The organism is Candidatus Pseudothioglobus sp. Uisw_050_01, assembly GCF_048085775.1.
Taxonomy (GTDB): Bacteria; Pseudomonadota; Gammaproteobacteria; order PS1; family Pseudothioglobaceae; genus Pseudothioglobus.
The window spans coordinates 712,022-734,943 of record NZ_CP159804.1 but is presented as its reverse complement, the minus strand read 5'-3'; the positions used below and the strand labels follow the sequence as shown (position 1 = coordinate 734,943).

Below are 22,922 nucleotides of genomic sequence, written 5' to 3'. Positions count from 1 at the left end.
TTTATAGTCTTGCTTTATAGGCTGTTAAAGTATTTTCAAGTAATACTGCAATAGTCATTGGACCAACACCTCCAGGAACAGGAGAGATAGCAGAGACCATACCTTTGACAGCTTCATAATCTACATCTCCGGTCAAAGATCCATCATCAAGTCTATTAATACCAACATCAATAATAACGGCGCCTTCTTTTATCCAGTCAGCATTTACTAAGTTTGCAACTCCAGCAGCGGCAACAATAACATCTGCTGACTTAGTTTTAAGCTTTATATCTTTTGTCTCCTTGTGGCAAACTTGAACTGTAGCACCAGCATTAAGAAGCTCCATTGCCATTGGTCTTCCAACAATATTTGAAGCGCCAATGATTACGCAATCCTTACCCCTTAAGTCGCACTTGATAGAAGCTAACATTTTCATAACGCCTCTTGGAGTACAAGGACTAATGAACGGTTTCTTTAAACTTAATTTGCCAATATTTTCACTACTAAAGCCGTCAACATCTTTTTCGGGAATAATCGACTCAATTATTACATTTGCATCAATGTGAGCAGGCAAAGGAAGCTGAACTAAGATGCCATCAATATTATTATTTTCATTCAGCCTTTTAACTTCAGACAATAACTCCTCTTGAGTAATATTTGATGATTTATGTATTTGGTCTGAATAAAACCCAACCTGGACGCAAGCTTTAGATTTATTTCTTACATAGACCTTAGAAGCTTCATCATCACCAACTAAAATGACTGCTAGACCGGGAGGTCTAGAATATTGCTTAACCTCATTAGCAATATTTTTTCTAAGATTTTCAGCAAGAACTCTGCCATCTATAATCTTCATCTTAACAACTCTCCAGATTTTATAAATACAAAAGTGATATTATCGTGGCAAACAACATTTAAATTAGTAATTAATTTCAATTAGGTTTGAATTTTAAAAAAGAGTCTTTAAATCACCTTAGATTAGTTTTAATCTATGCCCAGTAATTTTCTTCTTTGTGTTGCCCATGTTTGAATAAGGTGATCGACAGCAAGTCCAATAAAAGCAACACATAAACCTAGCAACAAGCCATTACCAATACCCTGTTTGTCAGATAAAGCTTTCAATATAAATTGTCCTAAATCATCAGTTCCAATCATTGCGCCAATGATGACCATAAATAGGGCAAAAACAACGGTTTGATTAAGACCCAACATGATGTGAGGTAATGCAAGAGGCATTTCTATTTTAAGCCATCTCTGCATCCGATTAACTCCTGACATTGAGCCAGCATCTTGAAGTGCTTGAGGAACGCTTGTGAGGCCCTCTACAGTGTATCGAGTTGCTGGAATAGTAGCATAAACAATTACAGCAATTAGTACAGAAGTATCTGTAACACCAAAAAGCATAATAACTGGTATCAAGTAGATAAACGAAGGAAAGGTTTGAAAGGTATCACAAACCAACAAAATAATCTTACTTGCAATCTTATTTCTGGCACAAAGAGAGCCAACGGTTATTCCAATTAAACCAGATACAATAACGCCAAAACTTGCCATATAGGCAGTAATAAGAGCCCTCTCCCACCATTGTAAAAGAGCGATAACCAGTAAAAAACCACCAACGACCAGCGCAGACCTGATCCCGCCAATAATATAGCCAACGCCCATGACGAGTGTAAAGGTCGCTATGACTGGCATCGAGAGGTAAGCCGTCTTCATTGGAATAAGGACATCCTGAATTAACCAAGTGTTAAACCCCTGCAATGAAAAGAAAAAAGTATCCCAAATCCAGTCAACACCTGACTGCCAAAAAAGTTGAGATGTGTAACCCTTGTTGTGTGGAATCATATAAAGATAATTGATTCCGTCGCTAAACAAAAACGTTCCAAGATATGCCAACAAAGTTCCAACGAAAAGAATGGCAGCAAAAGATACCGCATACTTATGTCTTTCAATGAAAGGTAGGTCAGCAAAATAATCAGTTTGCTTATTAGCCCATGCTAGAGATAGTTTATCTAAAAATACCGCGATAAGAACAATACAAATACCAAGCTCTAAAGCTTGGCCTATTTTTAGCTGATTTAGTGCAAGAAGTAGATTAAAGCCTAAACCTTTTGCGCCAATAAATGAAGCAATTACTGCCATCGCTAGGCACTGCATAATTACCTGGTTTACGCCAATCAGAATATCTCTTCTAGCTGAAGGAATTAAAACTTTAGACATCAGTTGAAAGTTATTACAGCCACTCATCATCCCCGCATCAATAACTTCAGGAGAAACCTTTTTTAAGCCAAGAAGTGTCAGCCTGATCATCGGCGGCGTTGCAAATATAATAGTTGCTATAGCGCCTGCATGATCACCTACACCAAAGAAAACCATGACTGGAACAAGGTAAGAGAAATGGGGCATTGTCTGAGCTACGTTTAGCAGAGGCATTAAGACTGTTTCAGTAGTTTTACTCTTATAGGCCCAAACACCAAGACTAAGGCCCAAAATAAAAGATATTGGAGCAGCAACTAGAACAAATGAAAGTGTCTCCATAGCAGGCTCCCACTGACCAAAAACACTGATATATATGGTAGAAAAAGCAGCCAATATTGCCAAACCTCTTCCACTTAAAAAATAGCCAATCATAATCGCTGAAGCAGACACAACAGTCCATGGAAGTCCGGGCCAAACTGCCCACTCATTCGCATCAGACCACTCCCAGCTTGTAAAGGCAACAATTGTTTTAATTCCACCCAATAAGATCTCACGAATAAACTCAATAGCAAAAAGAATAGAGCGAGAAAAACCTCTAGTTATCTCCTTAACCATTGCAGATTCGTCATAATCTTCAATATCTGGATCGTAAATTTCAACCGGCCACCATTCGTACATTACAAATTCTGCAGAATCATTAATGATTTGGTTCATTGTCCAAAAACTACTTGTGGTGATGTCACCAAAAAACCAATTCAATAGTGTTGGTAGGATTAGAAAGCCAACAATAATTCCGGCAGGTATATAGACAAACAACTTTGTCCAGTTTTGTTTAAACCAGACAATTGGAAGATCTCTAGTTTCCTTAGTAGTCAAAAGAAACTTTCTAAATAGCAAGCCAAGAATAGTTAAGAGAGCTATGAGTTTAAATACTATTGAAGTATCTGTAACTGGATTAAAAAAGTTTAATTCTGGAAGTCTTACTAATTGAGGTGGGAGCTGACCACTAAGAATCATTCTAAATGACTCTGAGAAACCAACTATGGCATCGATTTCTCCAGATTTAACTTTATTAGCAAAACCATCACGAAGTAAAATAATATCGTGATATTCTCCCGTCATTGACATGAGAATAAAAAATACAATTAAAACAATGCCAAATTGAAGTAGTTTAGGATTATTTTTAAGAAATTCCATAGTCAGTTTATCTAAATATTATGATTTGGAGCGATCACCAAAAAGGACATGAATAATAGTAGAGCAATTTAAAACGCCAACTATATTATTATTTTCATCCAATACAGCTACCGGCTTTTGTTCACTAAGCACTGCTTCCGCAACAGTTTCAATAATTGCGTCTTTAGAAACCTGAAGTTCACTCAACTCTTCATCAGAGCTGCCAACTGGATCCATGACTGACTCAATCTTTAGAACTTTTTCTCTAGGAACTTCTTCAGTAAACTTACGAACATACTCAGTTGCTGGATTAAGAACAATATTAGCTGGAGTATCTAACTGCTCAATAATGCCATCTTTCATAATTGCGATTCGATCAGCGAGTCTTAATGCTTCATCGAAGTCATGAGTAACAAATAGAATTGTTTTGTTTAATACACCTTGTAATCTCAAAAATTCATCTTGCATTTCTTTTCGAATTAATGGGTCCAGGGCAGAGAATGGCTCATCTAAAAACCAAATATCTGGTTCAACCGCTAATGAGCGAGCAATTCCAACTCTTTGTTGCTGACCACCTGAGAGCTCTCTAGGAAAGTAATTTTCACGGCCTGTCAGACCAACAAGTTCAACCATTTCCATTGCTCTTTTCATACTATCATTAGTACTACTTCCTTTAACCTGTAATGGAAATGCAATGTTTTCTAGTACGGTTTTATGGGGGAGTAGTGCAAAGCTTTGAAACACCATTCCCATTTTATTTCTTCTAAGCTCAATAAGCTCTTTCGAGTTTAAGGCAAGCAAGTCTTCACCATCAATGTATATATTTCCAGCAGTTGTATCTGTTAGCCTAGAAATGCATCTAAGTAGTGTTGATTTTCCAGAACCTGAAAGACCCATTACAACCAACATCTCACCTTCATACACTTCAAATGAAGCACTATTTACACCAACTACGCAGCCAGCATCTTGAAATTCTTGAGCATCAACCTTACCATTAGCCTCTTGAAGTAGTTTTTTTGCATTTTCACCGAAAATTTTATAGACTGAGTCACACTTGATGACAGGTTGTTTGCTTTGAATGGTAGTTTCTTTAGGTGTCATATAAAAATTCCAAAATTGATTTAAATCTTATAACTGTAGTATACAAAAAATATCTTCTGTCTGAAAGTTATTAGTGGGTAATTCTATCTAAAGTTTTTCAAGGGCATAATAAATCTCCCCTAGCTGAGAAAGCCCAGGGGAGATATTTAAAACATTAACAAACTCCTTAAAAAATTAAGAAGTCTAAGCTATATAAGCCTTATTTAAATGCTGAAACAACATCCTGATTAGCAGCAAGCCATGCAGATGCAGCATCTTGATGGCTCATGCCATCAACGTCAACAAGTGCGGCCATTTGACCAATATGAGTTGTTGAGAAAGACATCTTTGTGAAAGCTGTATAAGCAGCTGGATGTGTCTTAGGGAACTTATAGTTAGCTGCTTTTTTCAACCAACCTTTAGGAGATCCACAAGCACCATCACCACCATCAACTGTTCTACAACCATCATAGTACTCAGGGAATTCAATGAATGCAAATCCATCAGCATCTGTAAAGTTTGGAGTCCAGTTAAAGACGATTGTTCCACGGCCTTCTTTTTTAGCAGCAGCTAAATCAGCCCATAGTGCATCTGCACCACCAGCAAACTTAACCATATAGTCATCACCAAGACCTAACGCAGCAATACGCTCTGGCATAAGGTTACCATGCCAACTTTGTGGTCCTTCTAACCAACGACCTTTACCACCTGAGTCTGCAGTAACAAAGACATCTTTACAGTCTTTAAGTGCTTCCCAGTTTGGAAGTCCTGGACATAGGTTTTCGTCCACAACCCATTGTGGAACACCCATTTCTTCAAGAGTCATTGCTTCATGGTTACCTGCATCGACAATTCCGCCTTTCTCCATTGCGTTATAAAAAGATGCACCAAATGCAGACTGCCATACCTCGTGTGAAATAGTTACGTCTCCATTACGAATAGCTTCATAAACAGCTTGAGAATCAGCTGGAACATATTCAACATTGTTACCCATGCTTTCAAAAATACCACCAATAACATAAGCCATTACAACTTGACTTGACCAGTTATGTGTTGGAATGACAATTGGCTTCGAAGAGTCAGCTGCAAGAGCCTGACCTGAGACAGAAGCTAAAGTCATCGTTAAAGCAGCAGCAGCCACCTTACTTGTAAACTTATTCATTTATTTCTCCTTTTATTGTTTAATCAAATCTATTTAAGAAAATTATAAAAAAATCTCAAAAAATTCAACTTTAAAATGATTTTTTTAACAAATACTGCCTTAAAAACCATACTTACAGCTTTAGACTTAATTACTAATCTAAAGCATTCTTTTTCCTGAAAATAACTACATTCTTACTCGAGTCTTTTCAGGATCATAAAACGGAAAACGTACAATTTTTGCTGATATACGCTTTTGGTGTCCATCTAATTTTCCTACCTCAACTTCATTACCAATTTCTGACTCTGATACTGAAATTCTACAAAGTGCAATGTTCTTCTTTAAAATCGGAGAGCGAGTCGCACTTGTAATTACTCCGATTTGTTGTTTCCCAATATACACCCCATCCCCATGAAGTGCAAGCTCATTTGAACCTAATTCTAACCCAACCAGAACTCTCTGGGGAGAATTCTTACGAAGAATTAATGATTCCTTACCAGAAAAATCTTCCTCTTTTGTTTTCAATGGAACCGTAAACGCAATACCCGCTTCAAATGGGTCTGTTTGATCACAGAATTCATAACCTGCAAAAATTAAACCTGCCTCTATTCTTAGCATATCAAGAGCATTTAATCCTAAAGGACATATACCAAATTCTTTACCTGCGTCTGCAATAGCATCCCAAACTGCTTCACAATCATTAGGGTGTGCAAACACTTCATAACCTAGCTCACCGGAGTATCCAGTTCTTGATACCATGACGGGTATTCCAAACTCACCACCTATTCGACCAATAGTAAAACGGAACCACTTAAGGTCAACAAGATTTGTATGTAGTTTTGGCGTCCAAATAATTTTCTCTAGAGTTTCACGGCTCTTTGGACCCTGAACAGCGACATTATGAAGCTGATCTGTAGATGATTTAACGCGGACATCAAATCCTTTTTCATCTGCAATTTTTCGAAGCAGCTTCCCACCATCGTCAGAGCCACCAATCCAACGAAAGTTATTTACATCCATACGGAATAGCGTTCCATCATCAACCATACAGCCATTGTCATAGCACATGGCAGAATACACGACCTGTCCAATTGCAAGTTTTCGAACATCTTTGGTAATTGCATATTGCATTAAAGCTTCAGCATCTTGGCCATAAACTTCAAACTTCCTAAGAGGGGCAAGGTCTATCATTGCGACGCCTTCACGGCACTGCCAATATTCTTTAATGGCGCCTAAATTGTCGTACTCAAGTGGCAGCCAATAGCCATTATAGTTATCAAAGTTCTTAGTTAATTTAGAGGTATTATTATGAAAACCAGTTTCTTTAGTCATAGTCGGTATTGATTGTGGGTCAGGCCTAAAAGCCGTCGCCGATGGGAAAGTATTAGATTTGTCATAAATCCTAACATGTATGTCCGTTGGATTCCATCCATTAGAAGAGGTTGTGTCATCTGGGCACGCTGAAGACACGCACACAAGGTCATCAACTGCTCTAAATAATACATAATCGCCAGGCCTAGACCACGAAACATCTGAGGTTAGTGAATGACACTCTTCAATTGCCGTATTAAAAAAGAGATTAACAGCCGCCCAATTTTTTCGAGGAGAAACTCCATGCTGTGAAAGTGATTTATTAAAATTATCAGTACAACTAATATGACCAGGAAATCCCCTGTCATCATAATATTTTGCGTTGCATGCAAGGCCAAAAGTGTCATGCCTACATACAGTGTCTTGAATTACTTCTACTAGCGGCACTGAGTTTTGATTATAAAATTTATCGTGGGTTCCAGGAGCTGGATAACTCGCCATCATCTGAGACCGTGTCACAGTAGGGTCAAGACACAACTCTAAACTGTTATTTAGATCTTCCTGTAAAAATGCTTGGAAATCTGAACACTGCTGGCCTTCAACATCAATAACCTGAATATACTCTCCAGCCTTTACCTTGTAGGCAACTGCACTACTATGATTGACCCTAATCTCCTTTGAGGTCTTAGCTAAAGGTTCTGGAAGACGCTCAGATGGGATTGTTGGGTTTGATCGAGAAACATTAATCAAAATCTCTGTTGGTGAGTTTTGCTTATCTACTGTCATTGGTCCACCTTTAGCATCAAATACGCATAAGGCATCATTTTTAATATCAAAAGATTGGCGAGAATCAGCAGGATTAGAGGATGAGAAAAGTTCAGCACCTGTTAGAGAAGTAGATTTTATCTTGTTCTTTTTTAGAATTACTTTGAGCATATCTGAGCAATCATCAGAATTAACTTCGTAGGTTTTATTTGTGGGTTTTGTAACCCAGTTTAACGAGGATAATACAGATGAACTTTTAGAATCAAAAGCCAAAACACTGCACTGCTGATCCCCCTCTACATCAACTATTTCTACTGAATCACCACTCTTTAAGTCAATTGATATTGCCTCACCTCCAAGTATTTGGTAGGTTTCAAAATCTCCATCATATTTAATATTAGAAACTCTCATTTAGTAGACTAATTTAACAGATAGTTTGAGTATACATAGAATAATTTATAGGTCAATTTGAAAATATTCAAGCACCAATGAAATAAATTAAAAAATAGAAAGATAGTTTATACGGCACTCCAGGGGGTGGAATGCCGACAAACTAAGGAGTTAAGATTTAGAGCTTTACTCTAAACTAACCCCTTTTGAAATCACTTACAGTAGTTAGAATTTACGGTAAGCGTTATTTAGGTCAACCATCGGATGATTTTCTGACATTTGAAACTTAACCAATAATTCACGAGCAATCATATCTCGCTCTTGCTGGTTATTTGGAAGTTTTATATTGTCCGGAATAGTTACCCAACCATTAATATTTCTATCAAAAACAGCAGCTTGATCGCCCTCATAACCCATATGAATATCTTCTAACCAGTTAAGATCTTTCCAGCCCATTTTTTCAATATATTTTTGTAAAAAAGGCGTCATAAACTTAAGATCAGGAACAAGGTTTACATCATATCTATAACCGATATGCTGTCCAATCATTTGCTCACGATCGGTATCTAAGCCATCAGCACCAACTTCAAATGTTTCTTCATTTTTACTCATAATAACTCCTTATCTTAAAAACGTGTCATATCAGGACGGCCAACCGTGTGCTGTGAACCTGCAATAGGAACTTGTGCACAAGCTGAAGCCTCCATAGTAAGCGCAGCTAAATCTTCTGGCTCTAATGAGTGAATATTTGTCTTGCCACATGCACGAGCCATCATTTGTGTCTCGATTGCTAGTGTATGTAAGAAGTTGTATACACGCTCTGATGCTTCATCCGGATCTAGACGCTTTCTAAGCTCAGGATCTTGAGTTGCCACACCAACCGGGCAGCGCCCAGTATGACAGTGATAACATTCACCAGCTTTAACGCCCATTTCGGCTTCAAAATCAGCCTCAGGAATATCTCTATTACAGTTAAGCGCCATAAGCGATGAATGACCAATCGCAACCGCGTCAGCACCAAGTGCAACCGCTTTAGCAACATCACCACCATTTCGAATACCGCCAGCATAAACTAATGAAATTCTGCCGCTCATTCCAACATCATCAATTGCTCTTCGAGCTTGGCGAATTGCTGCAATTCCTGGAATTCCAGTTTCTTCTGTTGCAATATGTGGTCCAGCAGCAGTACCGCCTTCCATACCATCAATATAAATACTATCACAACCAGTTTTAGCAGCCATACGCACATCATCGTATACACGCGCTGCACCAAGTTTAAGCTGAATTGGAATCTGACCATCTGTCGCTTCACGAATTTCTTCAATTTTAAGCGCCAAATCATCTGGCCCAAGCCAGTCTGGATGTCTCGCAGGAGAGCGCTGATCAATACCGGCAGGCAAAGAACGCATTTCAGCAACCTGATCTGTAACTTTTTGACCCATTAGGTGCCCGCCTAAACCAACCTTACAACCTTGTCCGATAAAAAACTCAACACTATCAGCTAAACGTAAATGTTGTGGATTGAAGCCATAACGAGACTGGATACACTGATAAAACCACTTACTTGAGTAACGCCTCTCATCTGGAATCATTCCGCCTTCACCTGAACAAGTAGCTGTTCCTGCCATTGTAGCGCCGCGAGCTAGAGCAGTTTTAGCCTCATAACTCAACGCACCAAAACTCATTCCTGTAATATAAATTGGAATGTCGAGCTCTAGTGGTCTTGGAGCCTCTGGCCCAATAATTGTTTTAGTTAAACATTTTTCTCTATAACCCTCAATAACAAAACGGGTTAACGTTCCTGGCATAAATGTTAAGTCGTCCCATGTTGGAATTTTTTTAAAAAGAGAGAATCCTCTCATTCTGTATCTTCCCAAATCAGACTTAATGTGGATATCATCCATCACTGCTTTAGGGAAGATAAAACTTTTACCTAGTCTATGTTTTTCCGAATCACTCATAATATTTCCTTTTATTTAATTTGTTAAAAGCACTATTAAAGAATTAGTTTCTTTTCATTAGGCTCTAAGTTAGCGTAGTTCCATAACATTTTTCCAGAAACATGTTTTTGCATTTTCTCAACGCCTCTAGGAGTCTTCATTCCATAAAGGGCTAATTTCTCTGTTAAGTAGCGAACATCAAGTTCTGTCATATCAGCCTGCACGCAGTCAACTCCAAGTTCTTCTACTTCACCGCCAACATAAATAGTGCCGTCATACATTGAGTCACCTAAGTTCATTCCAGCATCACCCAAAACAATCATGCGTCCGCGCTGCATCATAAATCCAGAAAATGCACCTGTCTTACCGCCAACAATAATTGTGCCGCCCTTCTGATCAATACCAGTACGAGCACCAACACTGCCTTTACAGACAAGATCGCCTCCACGAATAGCAGCGCCAAAAGTTGAGCCAGCATTTTTATCAATAACTACAGTTCCAGCCATCATATTTTCTGCGCATGACCAACCAACTCGGCCTTTAATATGAACGTTAGGCCCATCAATTAAGCCGCAACCAAAATAGCCTAAACTATCTGAGAAAGTTAAGTTAAGTCTGTTTAATATCCCAACACCAACGCCATGCCTTGACATAGGATTATCAACAGTAATGTCACCAATACCTTTTTCCATTAATTCTCTGATTTCACGATTAATTTCTCTTGGCGTCATGTCAAGTGCATCAATCGTAGCAGTCTTGCTAGTATCAACATCAAATGAGTGAAAATATGTTAAATTTTCACTTTCATCAACAGAGAAGAATTTTTTCTGAGTTCTTCCTTTTAATTGCTCATCGTGAAGTCCCATTTCTTGGGACGTTTCCTTCCTTAGTTCTGCCATACTTTTACCTCTCCGTGATATGGGTCAAATGTATCAATGCGATGATCAAATAGAGTTCTAATTGCAACCTCTTCAGAAGCTAACGCAATCATATCTTCGCCTTCGTATACAACCATTGGTTTAGCAGCCATAACATCCTTGGCCATACCAAGTTGATCTTTTGTTGCAACCAAATAAGTGAAAACGCCATCAAGGTAGTCTATTGAGCCTTTCATAGCAGTTTCTAAATCGTCACCTTGGCTCATTCTGTCTGCAAGATAAACAGCAATGAGTTCTGAGTCACAGTTCGATGAAAAACGGTGGCCAGAGCGCTCAAGTGAGCGTCTATTTGTCCAGTAGTTTGTGAGCTGTCCGTTATGAACAACTGCAACGTCACTAAAAGGATAAGCCCAGTAAGGGTGAGCTGAGCGAATATCTACGTCAGATTCTGTCGCCATTCTGGTGTGTCCAATTCCGTGAGTACCATTAAAGTCATTTAAGCCATACTGATCAGAAACAACCGATGCATCTCCTAAGTCTTTAACTAACTCGAGTGAGTTTCCAATAGATAAAATTTCAACGCCTTCAACATCTTCGACAAAGTCGGCAACTTTTTTCATGTCACCTGAAAACTCTACCTCATAACGATGGGCATACTCAGTTGGGCTCTCTTTCTTAACAACCTTAACGCCTAATTCAGTAAGTCTTGAGTTGACCGTTTCTAAGCGATCTTTGATAGTAGCATGAATATCATAGCTACCTTCCAGATCAGCAGCTTCAGCAACTTTGAATCTTAATATTTGATTTCCATTATCTTTACCGTACATTGCATATCCAGTTGAGTCTGGACCTCTATGCTTTAAAGCCTGAAGCATTGATGTCATCTGCTGACCAATGTTTACGCCTTTTCCAGCTTTTTTATGAATAATTCCTGCTATTCCGCACATAAAATAATCTCCTTTTTCCCGAAAAATTGCCCACCGTTAAGTGGGCACTCTAAAAAAAACTAAAGAAAACTTAGCCCTATGGCAAGCAATCTATATAAGTCTCTAAATCCCAATCTGTAACTGTGGCATTAAATCTTTCCCATTCATCTTTCTTATAATGATGAAAAACTTTATACATTTCATTTGGCATCGATGATTTAATTACCTCATCATTTTCTAACTCATTTAATGCCTCACCTAAAGACATAGGTAGCTTCTTAACTTGCTTTCCTGCCTCCATTGCTGCATAAATATTGCGCTCTTCAGGCTCGCCTGCATCAAGATTATTATCAATACCATCGCCCATCGCCTTTAACAGCGCTGAACCCATTAAGTAAGGATTAACCATCGAGTCAACTGAGCGGTATTCAAAGCGCCCTGGCGCAGAAACGCGTAGTGCGCATGTACGGTTTTGATAACCCCAATCTGCAAAAATTGGCGCCCAAAAGCCAGTATCCCAAAGACGGCGATAAGAATTCACTGTAGAAGAGCCAATTGAAGTTAGCGCGGGTAAATGCTTAATAACGCCACCGATTGATTGAAGGCCAATTGGACCAGGCATTTTTTCATCGATTGAAGGGTCCGGCATAAATGTGTTCTTGCCGCCTTCTTTATACATAAAGTTACCAGGCATTCCTGGAAGCTCTCCTTCGCCAGCAATTTCTGGATGGAATACATCTTTGCCGCCTTCCCATAAAGACATATTATGGTGACAGCCTGATGCAGACACTCCCATGAAAGGCTTACTCATAAAGCATGCAATTAAACCAAACTCACGAGCAACTTGCGCGCAAATTTGACGATAAGTCGTCAATCGGTCGGCATTTCTTAATACGTCATCAAACTGGGTATTAAGCTCTAATTGACCTGGGGCATCTTCGTGGTCTCCCTGAATAATATCAAGACCCATTTGCTCTGAGTATTCAATAACTTTCATAAACACAGGGCGCAACTCTTCAAACTGATCAATGTGGTAACAGTTCGGCTTTGTTACTCCGCCGTTTGGCTGGCCATCTTCACCGCGCTTTAGCCACATCATTTCTGGCTCAGTGCCGCAGCGCATGTCTAAACCATACTGGTCTTGGAATTCTTTGTGTTGTCTATATAAGTTACCACGACAATCTGATGTTAATGCTTCACCTGGATTTTCACGCTCTTCACGGTTTCTATAAAGTCTACAAAAAACGCGCGCTACTCTTTTGTCCCATGGAAGCTGACAAAATGTGTCAGGATCTGGAAGACCTACAAGCTCAGAAGACTCAGGGCCGTAACCAATATAGTCTCCATGACGATCTACAAATAAGTTGGCTGTTGAGCCATATACAAGTTGAAATCCTTTTTCAGCTAACCTTTCCCAGTGGCGCGCAGGAATACCTTTACCTACAATGCGTCCTGTAACTGAAACAAATTGATAATATACATATGTAACGCCCAATGCTTCGATCTTAGCCTTGACTTCTTTTACAAGTTTGTCGCGACCGGGCTCGTTAACGTGCTGTTCTAAATCTGTCATTTAATCTCTCCGAAAAAATAAAAAAAATCTCTATTAAAGATTTACCCCCTATGCATGTTTTTATTTTGATTCGTATGATATAAACCAAAACAGAAACACTAATGAATTTACTGCCGTTTTAGTAATAGAGGTCAAATAAATTACTATATAAATGACTCTTTTTGACTCCAAATAGATGGAGTAACAGCAAATTAAAGTTTGAGTATACGCCTAATGATATTCCATTGTCAAGAAATTTTATTGATTTTAAAGAAATATAATAAAGCGTTGATTTTCTTCTAAATAATTACAGAAAAACAAGAAAAAAGTTTTAATTTAGAGAAAGTTTAGGGAAGGATAATTTTAGAAAAAGAAAGTTTAAATTATTAAAACTTAAAACCAACCTAATCAGAATTATTTGAGCAAATAACCGTTAGAAACTGGCACTCATCACTAATGATTTTTTTAGGGCCATGTGGCTTATCAGAATCAAAGTATATCGAGTCACCCTTCTGGAAGTGGTATATCTCAGTTCCATAGTAATAATCCATTTCACCCTTGAGCATATAAATAAATTCAACCCCTTTATGCTGAAAGTCAGGAAAATCATAATCTCTTGAAGTTACCGTAATAAGGCAAGGCTCTACCTTAAGAGAACCACTCACGTTGTGACCGAGTAATTGGTAGTGCCTACTCTCATCTGATCCTGCCCTCTCAATTGTTAAGCCATTACCTGACTTAATAAAAGTTGGCTCTACGTCCTTATCATGCTGTTTAAATAGTGACGTAATTGAAATATTAAGTGCATGACAGATCAACTGAATTGTTTTTAAGGAAGCGCTAATTTGACCATTCTCAATTTTCGAGAGCATGCTTGGAGATAAGAGTGACTGCTTTGAGAGTTGCTGCAAAGTAACGCCAGCATTTTTTCGAGAGATTCTGACTTGCTTTCCAATCGAGGCTTCTAGTTGCTTATCAGTACCAAAACTAGGAAGATTTTTGTTTACTATGGAGACGCTTTGTTCTTTTTGCGCAGTATTTTTAATTGAAGCCATGAATTAATAATTTACTTAGAATAAACAAAATTACACTATAAAGAAAATTATCTTATCACAAAAACAACTAATTAAATAAATGAATTGTTGCTTTTAAGACCTTGAGCGTCTGCTCCTGCGCTCTTTAGTGGGTTTTGAATCGTCACCTTCAAAGATAGCTCTCGACCCATTAGACATAACTCCAACTCGCCTTTCAATTTCAGCTAAAGTTGGAGGCGCGGTTACTTTATGCTGATCCATTGCATTTCGCATTGCCCTTACATGGGCGTAAGTTGTTCCGCAGCATCCACCAATAATTTTTGCGCCAGAGTTCATTGCAATTTGAACATACTCAGCCATTAATTTTTCTGTTCCTGAATAAAGAATTTTTCCATCATGAAACTGAGGAATGCCGCAGTTTGCTTTTGAAATCACAACCGTACCTGTTTCCACATTTCGAGATATGTCATTAATTGTTGCTAACAAATCAGGCGCTCCAACCCCACAATTTGCCCCAAACCCTTTAAGGTTAAGCTCTTTTGCTCTTATAGCAAGATTTGCAGGAGTGATTCCCATCATTGTTTTACCTGCTGTATCAAAACTCATAGTCGCGCAAACTGGTAAGCCAATACCTTTAACTGCATCAAGAGCAGCCTCTAACTCTTCCATTGAGTACATAGTTTCTAGCCACAAAACGTCAACGCCTCCTTCAGCGAGACCCTCAGCTTGAGCTTTAAAAGCCTCAGTTGCCTCAGCTGGAGTCATTAAGCCGTGAGGCTCAATCATTTCACCCGTTGGACCCATTGACCCTGCAACAATAACTAAGCGATCTGCACGATCTGCAACCTCTCTTGCAACAGTTCCAGCAGCTTTATTTAATTCAAACACCCTGCTTTCAAGATTATGGAGTTTGAGCCGAAAAGAAGTGCCGCCAAAACTATTGGTTAAAAATAAATCAGAGCCTGCATCAACAAAGCCTTGGTGAAGGGAGCGGATTCGACCTCTATAATCTAAATTCCAAGGCTCAGGTGGGTCTCCTGTCTCTAGCCCCATTTCAAATAAGTTCGTACCCGTTGCGCCATCTGCAAGGATATGTTCTTTGTCTTGAAGAATTTTTAAAAAATTATTCATTAGGCTAGTTAGAAGAATTATTAATGATAGTTCTTCAAGAATTTTAAGTCGGATTACCCAATTCCTTAAATAATTTTGATTTTAAGAAATTCAATCTAGATTCACCATCATTTATATAACAATATTCTATTAATCACTCGCACATTAGAAAAAAATTTTAAATACAAACTAGAATTCATTTTGAATTCTAAAATTTATTGCAAGAATAGTAATTATTAATTTTAATAATTAACTACTTACAGGCCCCATTCTCTATATAATTTCAAGTTAAATATTTAAGTCACAAATTGTGAATATTTTGATGTCAAAGCAAGTACCAAATTGCAGGCTATTAATTAGCAATACAAATGACCTTGTTCAGTCAAAAATAAATATAAATCGCCCCCTCTTTCATCACTTAATTCTTCCAAATAATGAATAATAATTCTAGCTCACACGATGATGTGATTAACCGCTTTATTGATTATGGTGAAAACAATTTTGAATCAACTTCCAATACTAAAGTTGTCAGTCAAAGTGCTGCTCAGCTTGGAGTTCTTCGTTTAATTTATGCCTTTCGATTTTCAGGCCACCTAAGAGCAGGGCTAGACCCTTTAGAGAGGCCAAGGCACCACTCAACGCCTCCATTCACTCTTGAAGAGTTCGGCTTAAGTGATTCTGACCTTGACAAGACTTTTGATATGGGTTCATACCAAGGCCCAAACTGCAGTACCCTGAGAGATCTTTTTACTTCTCTTAATAAAACTTATTGCAGCAGTCTTGGTGTTGAGTATATGAACATTCCTAACCTCGAAGAAAGAAAGTGGGTTCAAACTAAAATTGAAACCATGTCTCTTGAAAAAGAAAATTCAGTGGACTATAAAAAATGGCTACTTCAAAGGCTGACAGCAGCCGAAGTATTCGAAAAATTTCTACATAATAAGTACGTGGGTCAAAAACGCTTCTCTTTAGAGGGGAGTGATACCTTAGTGCCACTATTAAACGTTTTAATTGAGCACTCAGGAGAGCACTCAATGAAAAGGATATGCCTAGGCATGGCCCATAGAGGACGCCTTAATGTACTAATTAATATTATGGGTAAGAGGGCTGAAAGCTTATTTAAAGAGTTTGCCGGAGAGCTTGGGCTAGGAAAGAATCAAACGGGTGACGTTAAATATCACCAAGGTTTTTCATCAGACATTAAAACGAGTAAAGAGGATGTTCATCTTGCGCTCATGTTTAACCCTTCTCATCTTGAATTAGTAAACCCAGTTATCGAGGGCTATGCCCGCTATCACCAGGACAAGATTGAGGACGCTGAGCGCCAACAAATTCTCCCCGTGCTTATCCACGGAGACGCCGCTTTTTCTGGCCAAGGAATCGTGATGGAGACCTTAAACATGTCTCAGTCAAGAGGCTACAGAACGATGGGCACGGTTCATATTATTATCAACAATCAGATTGGCTTTACCACCTCCAAGCAGGATGATGCAAGGTCTACGGATTATTGTACTGACGTTGTCAAGATGATTAATGCGCCGGTATTTCATGTGAACGCTGAAGATCCAGAAATGGTTAGCTTTATCACCAAGTTAGCGCTCGATTACCGAATGAGGTATAAAAAAGATGTCGTTATCGATTTGATGTGCTATCGAAGACATGGACACAACGAGGCCGATGAGCCAGCAGTGACTCAGCCCTTAATGTATGAGGCAATTCGAAAGAAACCGACTACGCGCGCAAACTATGCGACCACTCTAATGAAGCAAGGCGTCATTGAACAAAAAGAAGTTGATGCAATGATTAGCGATTACCGTCAAGAACTAAAAGAGGGTGAGAGGGTTGCTTACAATATTATTCAGCCCAAAGATAAAAACAAAAGGGCCTGGGAGATGCTATGGGAAGATTACTTTGATGCTACTTGGCTCGACCCTTACGAGTCTGCTATTAGTAAAAAGCAAATTAAAGACTTAAACAAAAAACTTCAAAAAGTCCCGAGTCACTTTGAGATTCACCCGCGCGTTAAGAAGATGATGTCTGAAAGACAAAAGATGGCTGATGGAAAAATTAATGCAGACTGGGGCTTTGCTGAAACTCTTTCCTATGCAAGCCTTACTGATTTTGGAACGCCTATTCGCCTTACAGGACAGGATACTGGAAGAGGAACATTTTTCCACCGTAACGCAGTACTTCACAATCAACTAGCAAACGAAGACTATACGCCACTTCAAAACATTAGCGATAAGCAAGGAAGAGTTCAAATATTTGACTCAATTCTATCTGAAGAAGCAGCCCTTGGGTTTGAGTACGGTTACGCCACTGCGAACCCTGAGTCACTGGTTATTTGGGAAGCTCAGTTTGGAGACTTTGTTAATGGCGCTCAAGCAATTATTGATCAATTTATTGCATCAGCTGAGGCCAAATGGGGGCGCCTATCTAACCTAGTTATGCTTCTACCTCACGGACTTGAAGGTCAAGGGCCTGAGCACTCATCTGCAAGGCTTGAGCGCTTCCTTCAGCTTTGTGCGAGTCACAATATGCAGGTCTGCGTGCCGTCAACCGCGTCGCAAATATTTCATTTGATGAGGCGTCAAATATTAAGAAAATTTAGAGCACCTCTAATTATTATGTCGCCAAAAAGTCTTTTAAGGAATCCTCTGGCGGCTTCACCACTGCATAAGTTTACTGAAGGCAGATTTAGAGATGTTTACGAAGAGCAATATGACAACATCAAGCCTAAGAAAGTTGACCGCGTAATTATGTGTAGCGGCAAACTATTTTATGAATTATTAACGCGCCGCCAAGATGATCAGATTAATAACGTTGCAATACTGAGACTTGAGCAGCTCTACCCATTCCCAGAAGAACAGCTTATCAAAGAGCTTGAGAAGTTTCCAAATGCAAAGGATATAGTTTGGTGCCAAGAAGAGCCAATTAATCAGGGTGCTTGGTACACTTCCAGGCATAACTTTATGCAAAGCATTGTTAAAGGCCAAACTCTTCATGTCGTTGCGCGAGACCTTTACTCTGCTCCTGCAGAGGGAAGCATTAGGCAGCACAACATTAATCAAAGCTATATCATTGAAAAAGCGTTAGGTATTCAAACTATGGGTACTGCTAGGAGCATTAAAAAATGAAAGAAGTAAAAGTACCGGTTCTCCCTGAATCTATAAACGAAGCGACTGTCGCTGCGTGGCATAAAAAACCTGGAGACTATGTTGAGGTTGATGACGTAATCGTTGAAATTGAAACAGACAAAGTTGTTTTAGAGGTTCCTGCTGAAGAGGCAGGTGTTCTCACTGAAATCATAGCGGAGGAAGGTGAAACGGTTAATGCTCAGCAGGTTCTCGCTCTTTTAGATGATGACGCTGAAATGCCGGCTCAAAATTCTGAAGCCCCTAAAGAAATTATTAAAGAGGCTCCAATAAAGGAAGTAACAGAATCTCCAGTTGAAGCGAATGAAGAGCCTCCTGAAATAAACCTTCAGGAGAATGTTCAAGAGGAGCCAATAAACTCTCCTGAGCCAAGCGCATCCAAGCCAACGAGTAATCGAATGGAAGAAAGAGTTCCAATGAACCGTATTCGCAAAACTATAGCCAAAAGACTTCACTCTGCGACTCAAAATACAGCCATGCTGACAACCTTTAATGAAGTTGATATGACTGAGATACTGGCTATGCGAAAAAGCTACAAAGAGGCTTTTGAGAAGAAGTACTCGGTTAAATTGGGCTTTATGTCGTTCTTTGTTAAAGCCGCAGTCGAGTCACTTAAAAAATTCCCAACAGTAAACGCATACCTTGATGGCGATGACATTGTCTATCACGCATACTGCGACGTTTCAGTAGCTGTCTCTTCTGATCGAGGACTGGTTGTTCCTGTACTTCGTGATGCTCACAAAATGGGAATGCACGACATCGAGAAAGGCATCGTTGATTACGCAGTTCGAGCGCAGGACGGAACCCTAGGAATTGAAGAGATGAGCGGCGGAACTTTCACTATATCCAATGGCGGCGTCTTTGGCTCGCTTCTGTCAACACCAATCTTGAACTCACCTCAGAGCGCAATCCTTGGAATGCATAAAACGCAAGAGCGTGCAGTCGTTGTTAACGGCGAAATAGTCATAAGGCCGATGATGTATCTTGCGCTCTCCTATGATCACAGAATTATTGATGGCAAAGAGGCGGTTCAGTTTTTGATCTCAATCAAAGATGCTTTAGAGGATCCAGCCAGGCTATTACTAAAAGTTTAAAAAGCTAACTATTTCAGATAAAAAAAAGGGCGGTATTTTCATACCGCCCTTTTTAGTTTATTACTTTTACAGGTTACTATTTATAGTGATCTTGTTCGTCATTGTTTCCTTTGACTAAAATCGCTACTAACATAACCGATGCAATGACCGTATACCATCCAGGCATTGAACTGCCCGCACCAATATACATACCCATATCCATCCAAGCACCATCAGCATGTAGTTCAGTAAAAGATTCAATAAAATATCCCATATTATTCCTCCTTATTTAGAATCAGAATCGTCACTAACCATTGACTCAGGATAAGCCTGAGCAGGAACCTTGACTGCGTCAAGACCTTTGATTTGGACAGCATCTGGAATACGTAACATTCCAGCTTTGTTAACCAACCAGGATACAACGTATCCAGGAACAAATCCAAGCAAGAACATAACTACAGCGCCAACAATCTGACCATATAGACTAATTGCAACTGTATCTTCTGGGGCAAATGCACCAAGTCCTGGTATACCAGAACCGAACACACCAAGAACAACAACACCAAACAGGCCAATTGTTCCATGAACCGTAACAGCGCCAACAGCATCATCAATACCTAAGCCTTCTAGCCAGTCTGCACATGGTTTTAAAATCATGCCCGCAACAATTGAAATAATAATTACATGTGAACCGAAGTAAACATCAAGGCCAGAGGCGACTGAAATAATACCTGCTAGACAGCCAGACATCATCCAGAAAGGGTCTCTAGTAAATACCCATGCACCGATAATTCCGCCTGATGCAGCTAAAGTTACGTTAAATGCTAGTGCTGAGAGCGTAATTGGCGTTCCATAAATAGTTGCTCCAGCATCACCATACCAACTCCAACCCTCACCAGGCAGAATGATACATGCCATTAGGAAGCCAAAGAAACCAACAATAATTAGCATTAAGCCGGTGATTGTTAGTGGGATGTTATGACCTGCAATTTTATTTGCAGAACCGTCTGCATTGAATTTTCCAACACGAGGACCTAAATTTAATAGGATACCAAGCGCGAAGAATCCGGCCACGGCGTGAACCAGTCCAGCAGCACCAAAGTCATGAAAACCGAACTCTGTTACTAACCAACCATCGGCATGCCAGCCCCAAGCAGCAGCTACAACCCATGCAAAAGAGCCAAGGACAATCGCACAGATTACCCAACCTACAGTTTGTATTCTCTCGATTAGCGCGCCAGAAGCAATAGACGCAGTCGTTGCAGCAAATAAAGCAAAAGCACCCCAGAATACACCTGAAGCATGATCACCCATATTTGGACCCATATACTGAGCTGATTCGCCCCATGGTAATGCTATAGCACTTGCATACTCTAAACCTGAAGTTCCCATGAAACCGGCACCTGATACTAGGGACGTAACTGGAAACGTTGGTAAGGCCCAATAGAACCACCAACCGAACAGATAAAATGTTACGATTGTAAACGCGAACGCAAGTAAGTTTTTGATTCCTGATGATAGTACATTTGCCACACGAGTTTGGCCCATCTCATAGAGAAGGAAACCAGCATGAATAAGAACCATCAAAGGAATTGTTAAGTAATAGTACGCTTCAGCAAACATGGTGTTTGTGACCTGAGCCGCACTTTTGACAGCAGCTAACTCTGCCGTTAAAGCTAAGATTTGATCTTCCAAAACAATTTCTCCTTTTTTTTGTTGTAAGTAAACTCTCTCCTTTTTACTTATAAGAACTTTTTGCTCTTACGCTCTCGAGTATAAACAATTCAAAACGACAAATCTATCAAATTTATCTCTAAATTAAGTCAATTACAGAAGGTTTTTAAAGTAAGTTAATAAATAACAAATACTTACGGAAGATAATTAATTTAATAAATCTAGTAGAATTGGCTTAGTTAAAGCTCATAGTGATCTATGACTTCAATTAACTGCCATAATTTTTAACGATACTGATGACTTGTTGCTTAAATTCTTCTTCTTGATTTTCTACAAACTCATCAATAGTTGTCAGTGAGCTGGCATCGTTCATTCGATCAGTAAAGACAAGACCATCAAGATGATCAAGCTCGTGCTGAAAGGTTCCAGCACTTATGCCCTTTGCAATAAAGCTGAGGCTTTGGCCCTCTCGATTAAGGCCTTCAATTAGAACTTCAGGGCACCGATCAACCCTTCCTCTTAAGTTTGGAACCGACAGGCAGCCCTCATAAACATTGATTCTTTCTTCTGTTAAAAAGGTTACTTTAGGGTTAATTAAAACCGTCAAAGGAATATCTGGCTTGTAGGGATAGCGAGGGTTTTTATTGACCTCTATAACGCATACCCGGTAAGGAACTGCAATTTGAGTTGACGCTAAGCCGGCGCCATTTGCATCTCTCATTGTTTCAATAAGATCATCAATAAGACTTTGAATTTCCTTTGAAGCAATCTTACTTTCTTCAACAACATTTGCAATCACGCGCAGAGCTGGATTTCCAATTTGTACTATTTGCCTAATCATTTATTTAAATAAAATTCACAACAAGAATTAATAAAAGCAAAATGCTTGCGCCCCAAAATAATTGATAGGCCTTATTCATAACGCCGCGAATATCTCTGAGCTCTTTTAGTATTTTTTCTACTTGGTCATCATTCAATTTTATACTCCTTATTGAGAGTCTCTAGAATTAACCATGTGTTTAATCTCTAAGACATTATGATTTGGATCTTTAACAAAGAATGTTTCCTGCTGGTAATCTGTTCCTTCAAAACGGATATATGGCTTATCTAAGAAGCCATTATTATTAAGAACATTTTCACGAACCTGCTTGTACTGATCCATTTCTAGGTGGACTCCGAAATGAGGAACAACAACATTTCCCATCGCAACATCATGTCTATTCATATCTACATTTTTTGCTTTTCTTGGAGTTGAGCTATGAAGTGTTAATTCATTTCCCCAAAAGTCAACATCTTGCCATAGCCCTTCTTCTGAGCCTAACTCTGACATATCTAACTTGCACCCAAGAACCTCTTGATACCATAAAACAGTTACCGATAAATCTCCAGCCTCAACAGCCAGATGAAATCTATTGCTCATAATTAAAATCCAAAACTGAAAAAATATTATTTTATAGAAAATAATACGCCAAACTTGAGCATATTGATGCGAATAGTTCGAAAAAATTGGATTTATATAGAATTTTTAACTACTAAAAT

General features: G+C 39.1%; 19 protein-coding genes. 2 read left to right on the top strand and 17 right to left on the bottom strand.

Annotation, left to right across the window (positions count from 1 at the left end):
* Position 1 precedes the first annotated feature (1 nt).
* The 12 genes from folD to bmt form a co-directional block, all read right to left on the bottom strand.
* The gene (gene folD / locus ABXT51_RS03680) at positions 2–835 is read right to left on the bottom strand and encodes a bifunctional methylenetetrahydrofolate dehydrogenase/methenyltetrahydrofolate cyclohydrolase FolD (protein ID WP_416696180.1); all 834 of its coding nucleotides are present in this window, start codon (positions 833–835) and stop codon (positions 2–4) included.
* Positions 836–963: 128 nt separating this feature from the next.
* On the bottom strand, positions 964–3,375 hold the full coding sequence (locus ABXT51_RS03675; protein WP_416696179.1) for an ABC transporter permease: 2,412 nt from the start codon (positions 3,373–3,375) through the stop codon (positions 964–966).
* A gap of 18 nt (positions 3,376–3,393) precedes the next feature.
* Complete coding sequence (locus ABXT51_RS03670) at positions 3,394–4,455, bottom strand: quaternary amine ABC transporter ATP-binding protein (RefSeq protein ID WP_416696178.1); 1,062 nt, start codon at positions 4,453–4,455, stop codon at positions 3,394–3,396.
* A gap of 199 nt (positions 4,456–4,654) precedes the next feature.
* Positions 4,655–5,596: an ABC transporter substrate-binding protein gene (locus ABXT51_RS03665; RefSeq protein ID WP_416653225.1), complete on the bottom strand. Its 942-nt coding sequence runs from the start codon at positions 5,594–5,596 to the stop codon at positions 4,655–4,657.
* 165 nt (positions 5,597–5,761) lie between these two features.
* Positions 5,762–8,062, bottom strand: coding sequence for a DUF1989 domain-containing protein (locus tag ABXT51_RS03660; RefSeq protein ID WP_416696177.1), 2,301 nt, complete (start codon positions 8,060–8,062; stop codon positions 5,762–5,764).
* A gap of 204 nt (positions 8,063–8,266) precedes the next feature.
* The gene (locus tag ABXT51_RS03655; protein WP_416696176.1) at positions 8,267–8,653 is read right to left on the bottom strand and encodes a hypothetical protein; all 387 of its coding nucleotides are present in this window, start codon (positions 8,651–8,653) and stop codon (positions 8,267–8,269) included.
* Positions 8,654–8,667: 14 nt separating this feature from the next.
* Entirely contained in the window at positions 8,668–10,002 is a 1,335-nt protein-coding gene (locus ABXT51_RS03650; protein WP_416653217.1) for an FMN-binding glutamate synthase family protein, read from the bottom strand.
* 35 nt (positions 10,003–10,037) lie between these two features.
* Positions 10,038–10,880 carry a GXGXG motif-containing protein gene (locus ABXT51_RS03645; RefSeq protein ID WP_416696175.1) on the bottom strand — a complete coding sequence of 281 codons (843 nt, stop codon included), beginning with the start codon at positions 10,878–10,880 and terminating at the stop codon, positions 10,038–10,040.
* Positions 10,868–11,806 carry a glutamine amidotransferase gene (locus tag ABXT51_RS03640; RefSeq protein ID WP_416696174.1) on the bottom strand — a complete coding sequence of 313 codons (939 nt, stop codon included), beginning with the start codon at positions 11,804–11,806 and terminating at the stop codon, positions 10,868–10,870. The genes ABXT51_RS03645 and ABXT51_RS03640 overlap by 13 nt, the downstream gene beginning before the upstream one ends.
* A gap of 76 nt (positions 11,807–11,882) precedes the next feature.
* Positions 11,883–13,358 carry a glutamine synthetase family protein gene (locus tag ABXT51_RS03635; RefSeq protein ID WP_416679266.1) on the bottom strand — a complete coding sequence of 492 codons (1,476 nt, stop codon included), beginning with the start codon at positions 13,356–13,358 and terminating at the stop codon, positions 11,883–11,885.
* Between the two features lie 383 nt (positions 13,359–13,741).
* On the bottom strand, positions 13,742–14,392 hold the full coding sequence (locus ABXT51_RS03630) for a helix-turn-helix domain-containing protein (RefSeq protein ID WP_416696173.1): 651 nt from the start codon (positions 14,390–14,392) through the stop codon (positions 13,742–13,744).
* Positions 14,393–14,485: 93 nt separating this feature from the next.
* Positions 14,486–15,502, bottom strand: a complete 1,017-nt coding sequence (gene bmt / locus ABXT51_RS03625; RefSeq protein ID WP_416696172.1) for a betaine--homocysteine S-methyltransferase — start codon at positions 15,500–15,502, stop codon at positions 14,486–14,488.
* A 413-nt stretch (positions 15,503–15,915) separates the two neighbouring features.
* On the opposite strand from bmt, the gene ABXT51_RS03620 reads away from it, so the two are divergent.
* Together ABXT51_RS03620 and sucB are read left to right on the top strand one after the other, a co-directional pair.
* Positions 15,916–18,618: a 2-oxoglutarate dehydrogenase E1 component gene (locus tag ABXT51_RS03620; protein ID WP_416696171.1), complete on the top strand. Its 2,703-nt coding sequence runs from the start codon at positions 15,916–15,918 to the stop codon at positions 18,616–18,618.
* A complete protein-coding gene (sucB, locus tag ABXT51_RS03615) occupies positions 18,615–19,730 on the top strand; it encodes a dihydrolipoyllysine-residue succinyltransferase (protein ID WP_416696170.1) in 1,116 nt (371 codons plus the stop codon). The genes ABXT51_RS03620 and sucB overlap by 4 nt, the downstream gene beginning before the upstream one ends.
* Before the next feature lie 76 nt (positions 19,731–19,806).
* Here sucB and ABXT51_RS03610 read toward each other — a convergent pair whose 3' ends face one another.
* The 5 genes from ABXT51_RS03610 to ABXT51_RS03590 form a co-directional block, all read right to left on the bottom strand.
* Entirely contained in the window at positions 19,807–19,983 is a 177-nt protein-coding gene (locus tag ABXT51_RS03610; RefSeq protein ID WP_416679257.1) for a hypothetical protein, read from the bottom strand.
* An 11-nt stretch (positions 19,984–19,994) separates the two neighbouring features.
* Complete coding sequence (locus ABXT51_RS03605; protein WP_416696169.1) at positions 19,995–21,404, bottom strand: ammonium transporter; 1,410 nt, start codon at positions 21,402–21,404, stop codon at positions 19,995–19,997.
* Between the two features lie 247 nt (positions 21,405–21,651).
* A complete protein-coding gene (gene def, locus ABXT51_RS03600; RefSeq protein ID WP_416696168.1) occupies positions 21,652–22,224 on the bottom strand; it encodes a peptide deformylase in 573 nt (190 codons plus the stop codon).
* A gap of 4 nt (positions 22,225–22,228) precedes the next feature.
* Positions 22,229–22,360 carry a hypothetical protein gene (locus tag ABXT51_RS03595; protein ID WP_416696167.1) on the bottom strand — a complete coding sequence of 44 codons (132 nt, stop codon included), beginning with the start codon at positions 22,358–22,360 and terminating at the stop codon, positions 22,229–22,231.
* A gap of 11 nt (positions 22,361–22,371) precedes the next feature.
* On the bottom strand, positions 22,372–22,803 hold the full coding sequence (locus tag ABXT51_RS03590) for a glyoxalase (RefSeq protein ID WP_416696166.1): 432 nt from the start codon (positions 22,801–22,803) through the stop codon (positions 22,372–22,374).
* Between the last annotated feature and the right edge of the window lie 119 nt (positions 22,804–22,922).

What these genes read in the sequence shown, in the direction of transcription:
- folD (WP_416696180.1), bottom strand. Translation starts at nt 835, where the DNA reads ATGAAGATTATAGATGGCAGAGTTCTTGCTGAAAATCTTAGAAAAAAT.
- ABXT51_RS03675 (WP_416696179.1), bottom strand. Translation starts at nt 3,375, where the DNA reads ATGGAATTTCTTAAAAATAATCCTAAACTACTTCAATTTGGCATTGTT.
- ABXT51_RS03670 (WP_416696178.1), bottom strand. Translation starts at nt 4,455, where the DNA reads ATGACACCTAAAGAAACTACCATTCAAAGCAAACAACCTGTCATCAAG.
- ABXT51_RS03665 (WP_416653225.1), bottom strand. Translation starts at nt 5,596, where the DNA reads ATGAATAAGTTTACAAGTAAGGTGGCTGCTGCTGCTTTAACGATGACT.
- ABXT51_RS03660 (WP_416696177.1), bottom strand. Translation starts at nt 8,062, where the DNA reads ATGAGAGTTTCTAATATTAAATATGATGGAGATTTTGAAACCTACCAA.
- ABXT51_RS03655 (WP_416696176.1), bottom strand. Translation starts at nt 8,653, where the DNA reads ATGAGTAAAAATGAAGAAACATTTGAAGTTGGTGCTGATGGCTTAGAT.
- ABXT51_RS03650 (WP_416653217.1), bottom strand. Translation starts at nt 10,002, where the DNA reads ATGAGTGATTCGGAAAAACATAGACTAGGTAAAAGTTTTATCTTCCCT.
- ABXT51_RS03645 (WP_416696175.1), bottom strand. Translation starts at nt 10,880, where the DNA reads ATGGCAGAACTAAGGAAGGAAACGTCCCAAGAAATGGGACTTCACGAT.
- ABXT51_RS03640 (WP_416696174.1), bottom strand. Translation starts at nt 11,806, where the DNA reads ATGTGCGGAATAGCAGGAATTATTCATAAAAAAGCTGGAAAAGGCGTA.
- ABXT51_RS03635 (WP_416679266.1), bottom strand. Translation starts at nt 13,358, where the DNA reads ATGACAGATTTAGAACAGCACGTTAACGAGCCCGGTCGCGACAAACTT.
- ABXT51_RS03630 (WP_416696173.1), bottom strand. Translation starts at nt 14,392, where the DNA reads ATGGCTTCAATTAAAAATACTGCGCAAAAAGAACAAAGCGTCTCCATA.
- bmt (WP_416696172.1), bottom strand. Translation starts at nt 15,502, where the DNA reads ATGAATAATTTTTTAAAAATTCTTCAAGACAAAGAACATATCCTTGCA.
- ABXT51_RS03620 (WP_416696171.1), top strand. Translation starts at nt 15,916, where the DNA reads ATGAATAATAATTCTAGCTCACACGATGATGTGATTAACCGCTTTATT.
- sucB (WP_416696170.1), top strand. Translation starts at nt 18,615, where the DNA reads ATGAAAGAAGTAAAAGTACCGGTTCTCCCTGAATCTATAAACGAAGCG.
- ABXT51_RS03610 (WP_416679257.1), bottom strand. Translation starts at nt 19,983, where the DNA reads ATGGGATATTTTATTGAATCTTTTACTGAACTACATGCTGATGGTGCT.
- def (WP_416696168.1), bottom strand. Translation starts at nt 22,224, where the DNA reads ATGATTAGGCAAATAGTACAAATTGGAAATCCAGCTCTGCGCGTGATT.
- ABXT51_RS03590 (WP_416696166.1), bottom strand. Translation starts at nt 22,803, where the DNA reads ATGAGCAATAGATTTCATCTGGCTGTTGAGGCTGGAGATTTATCGGTA.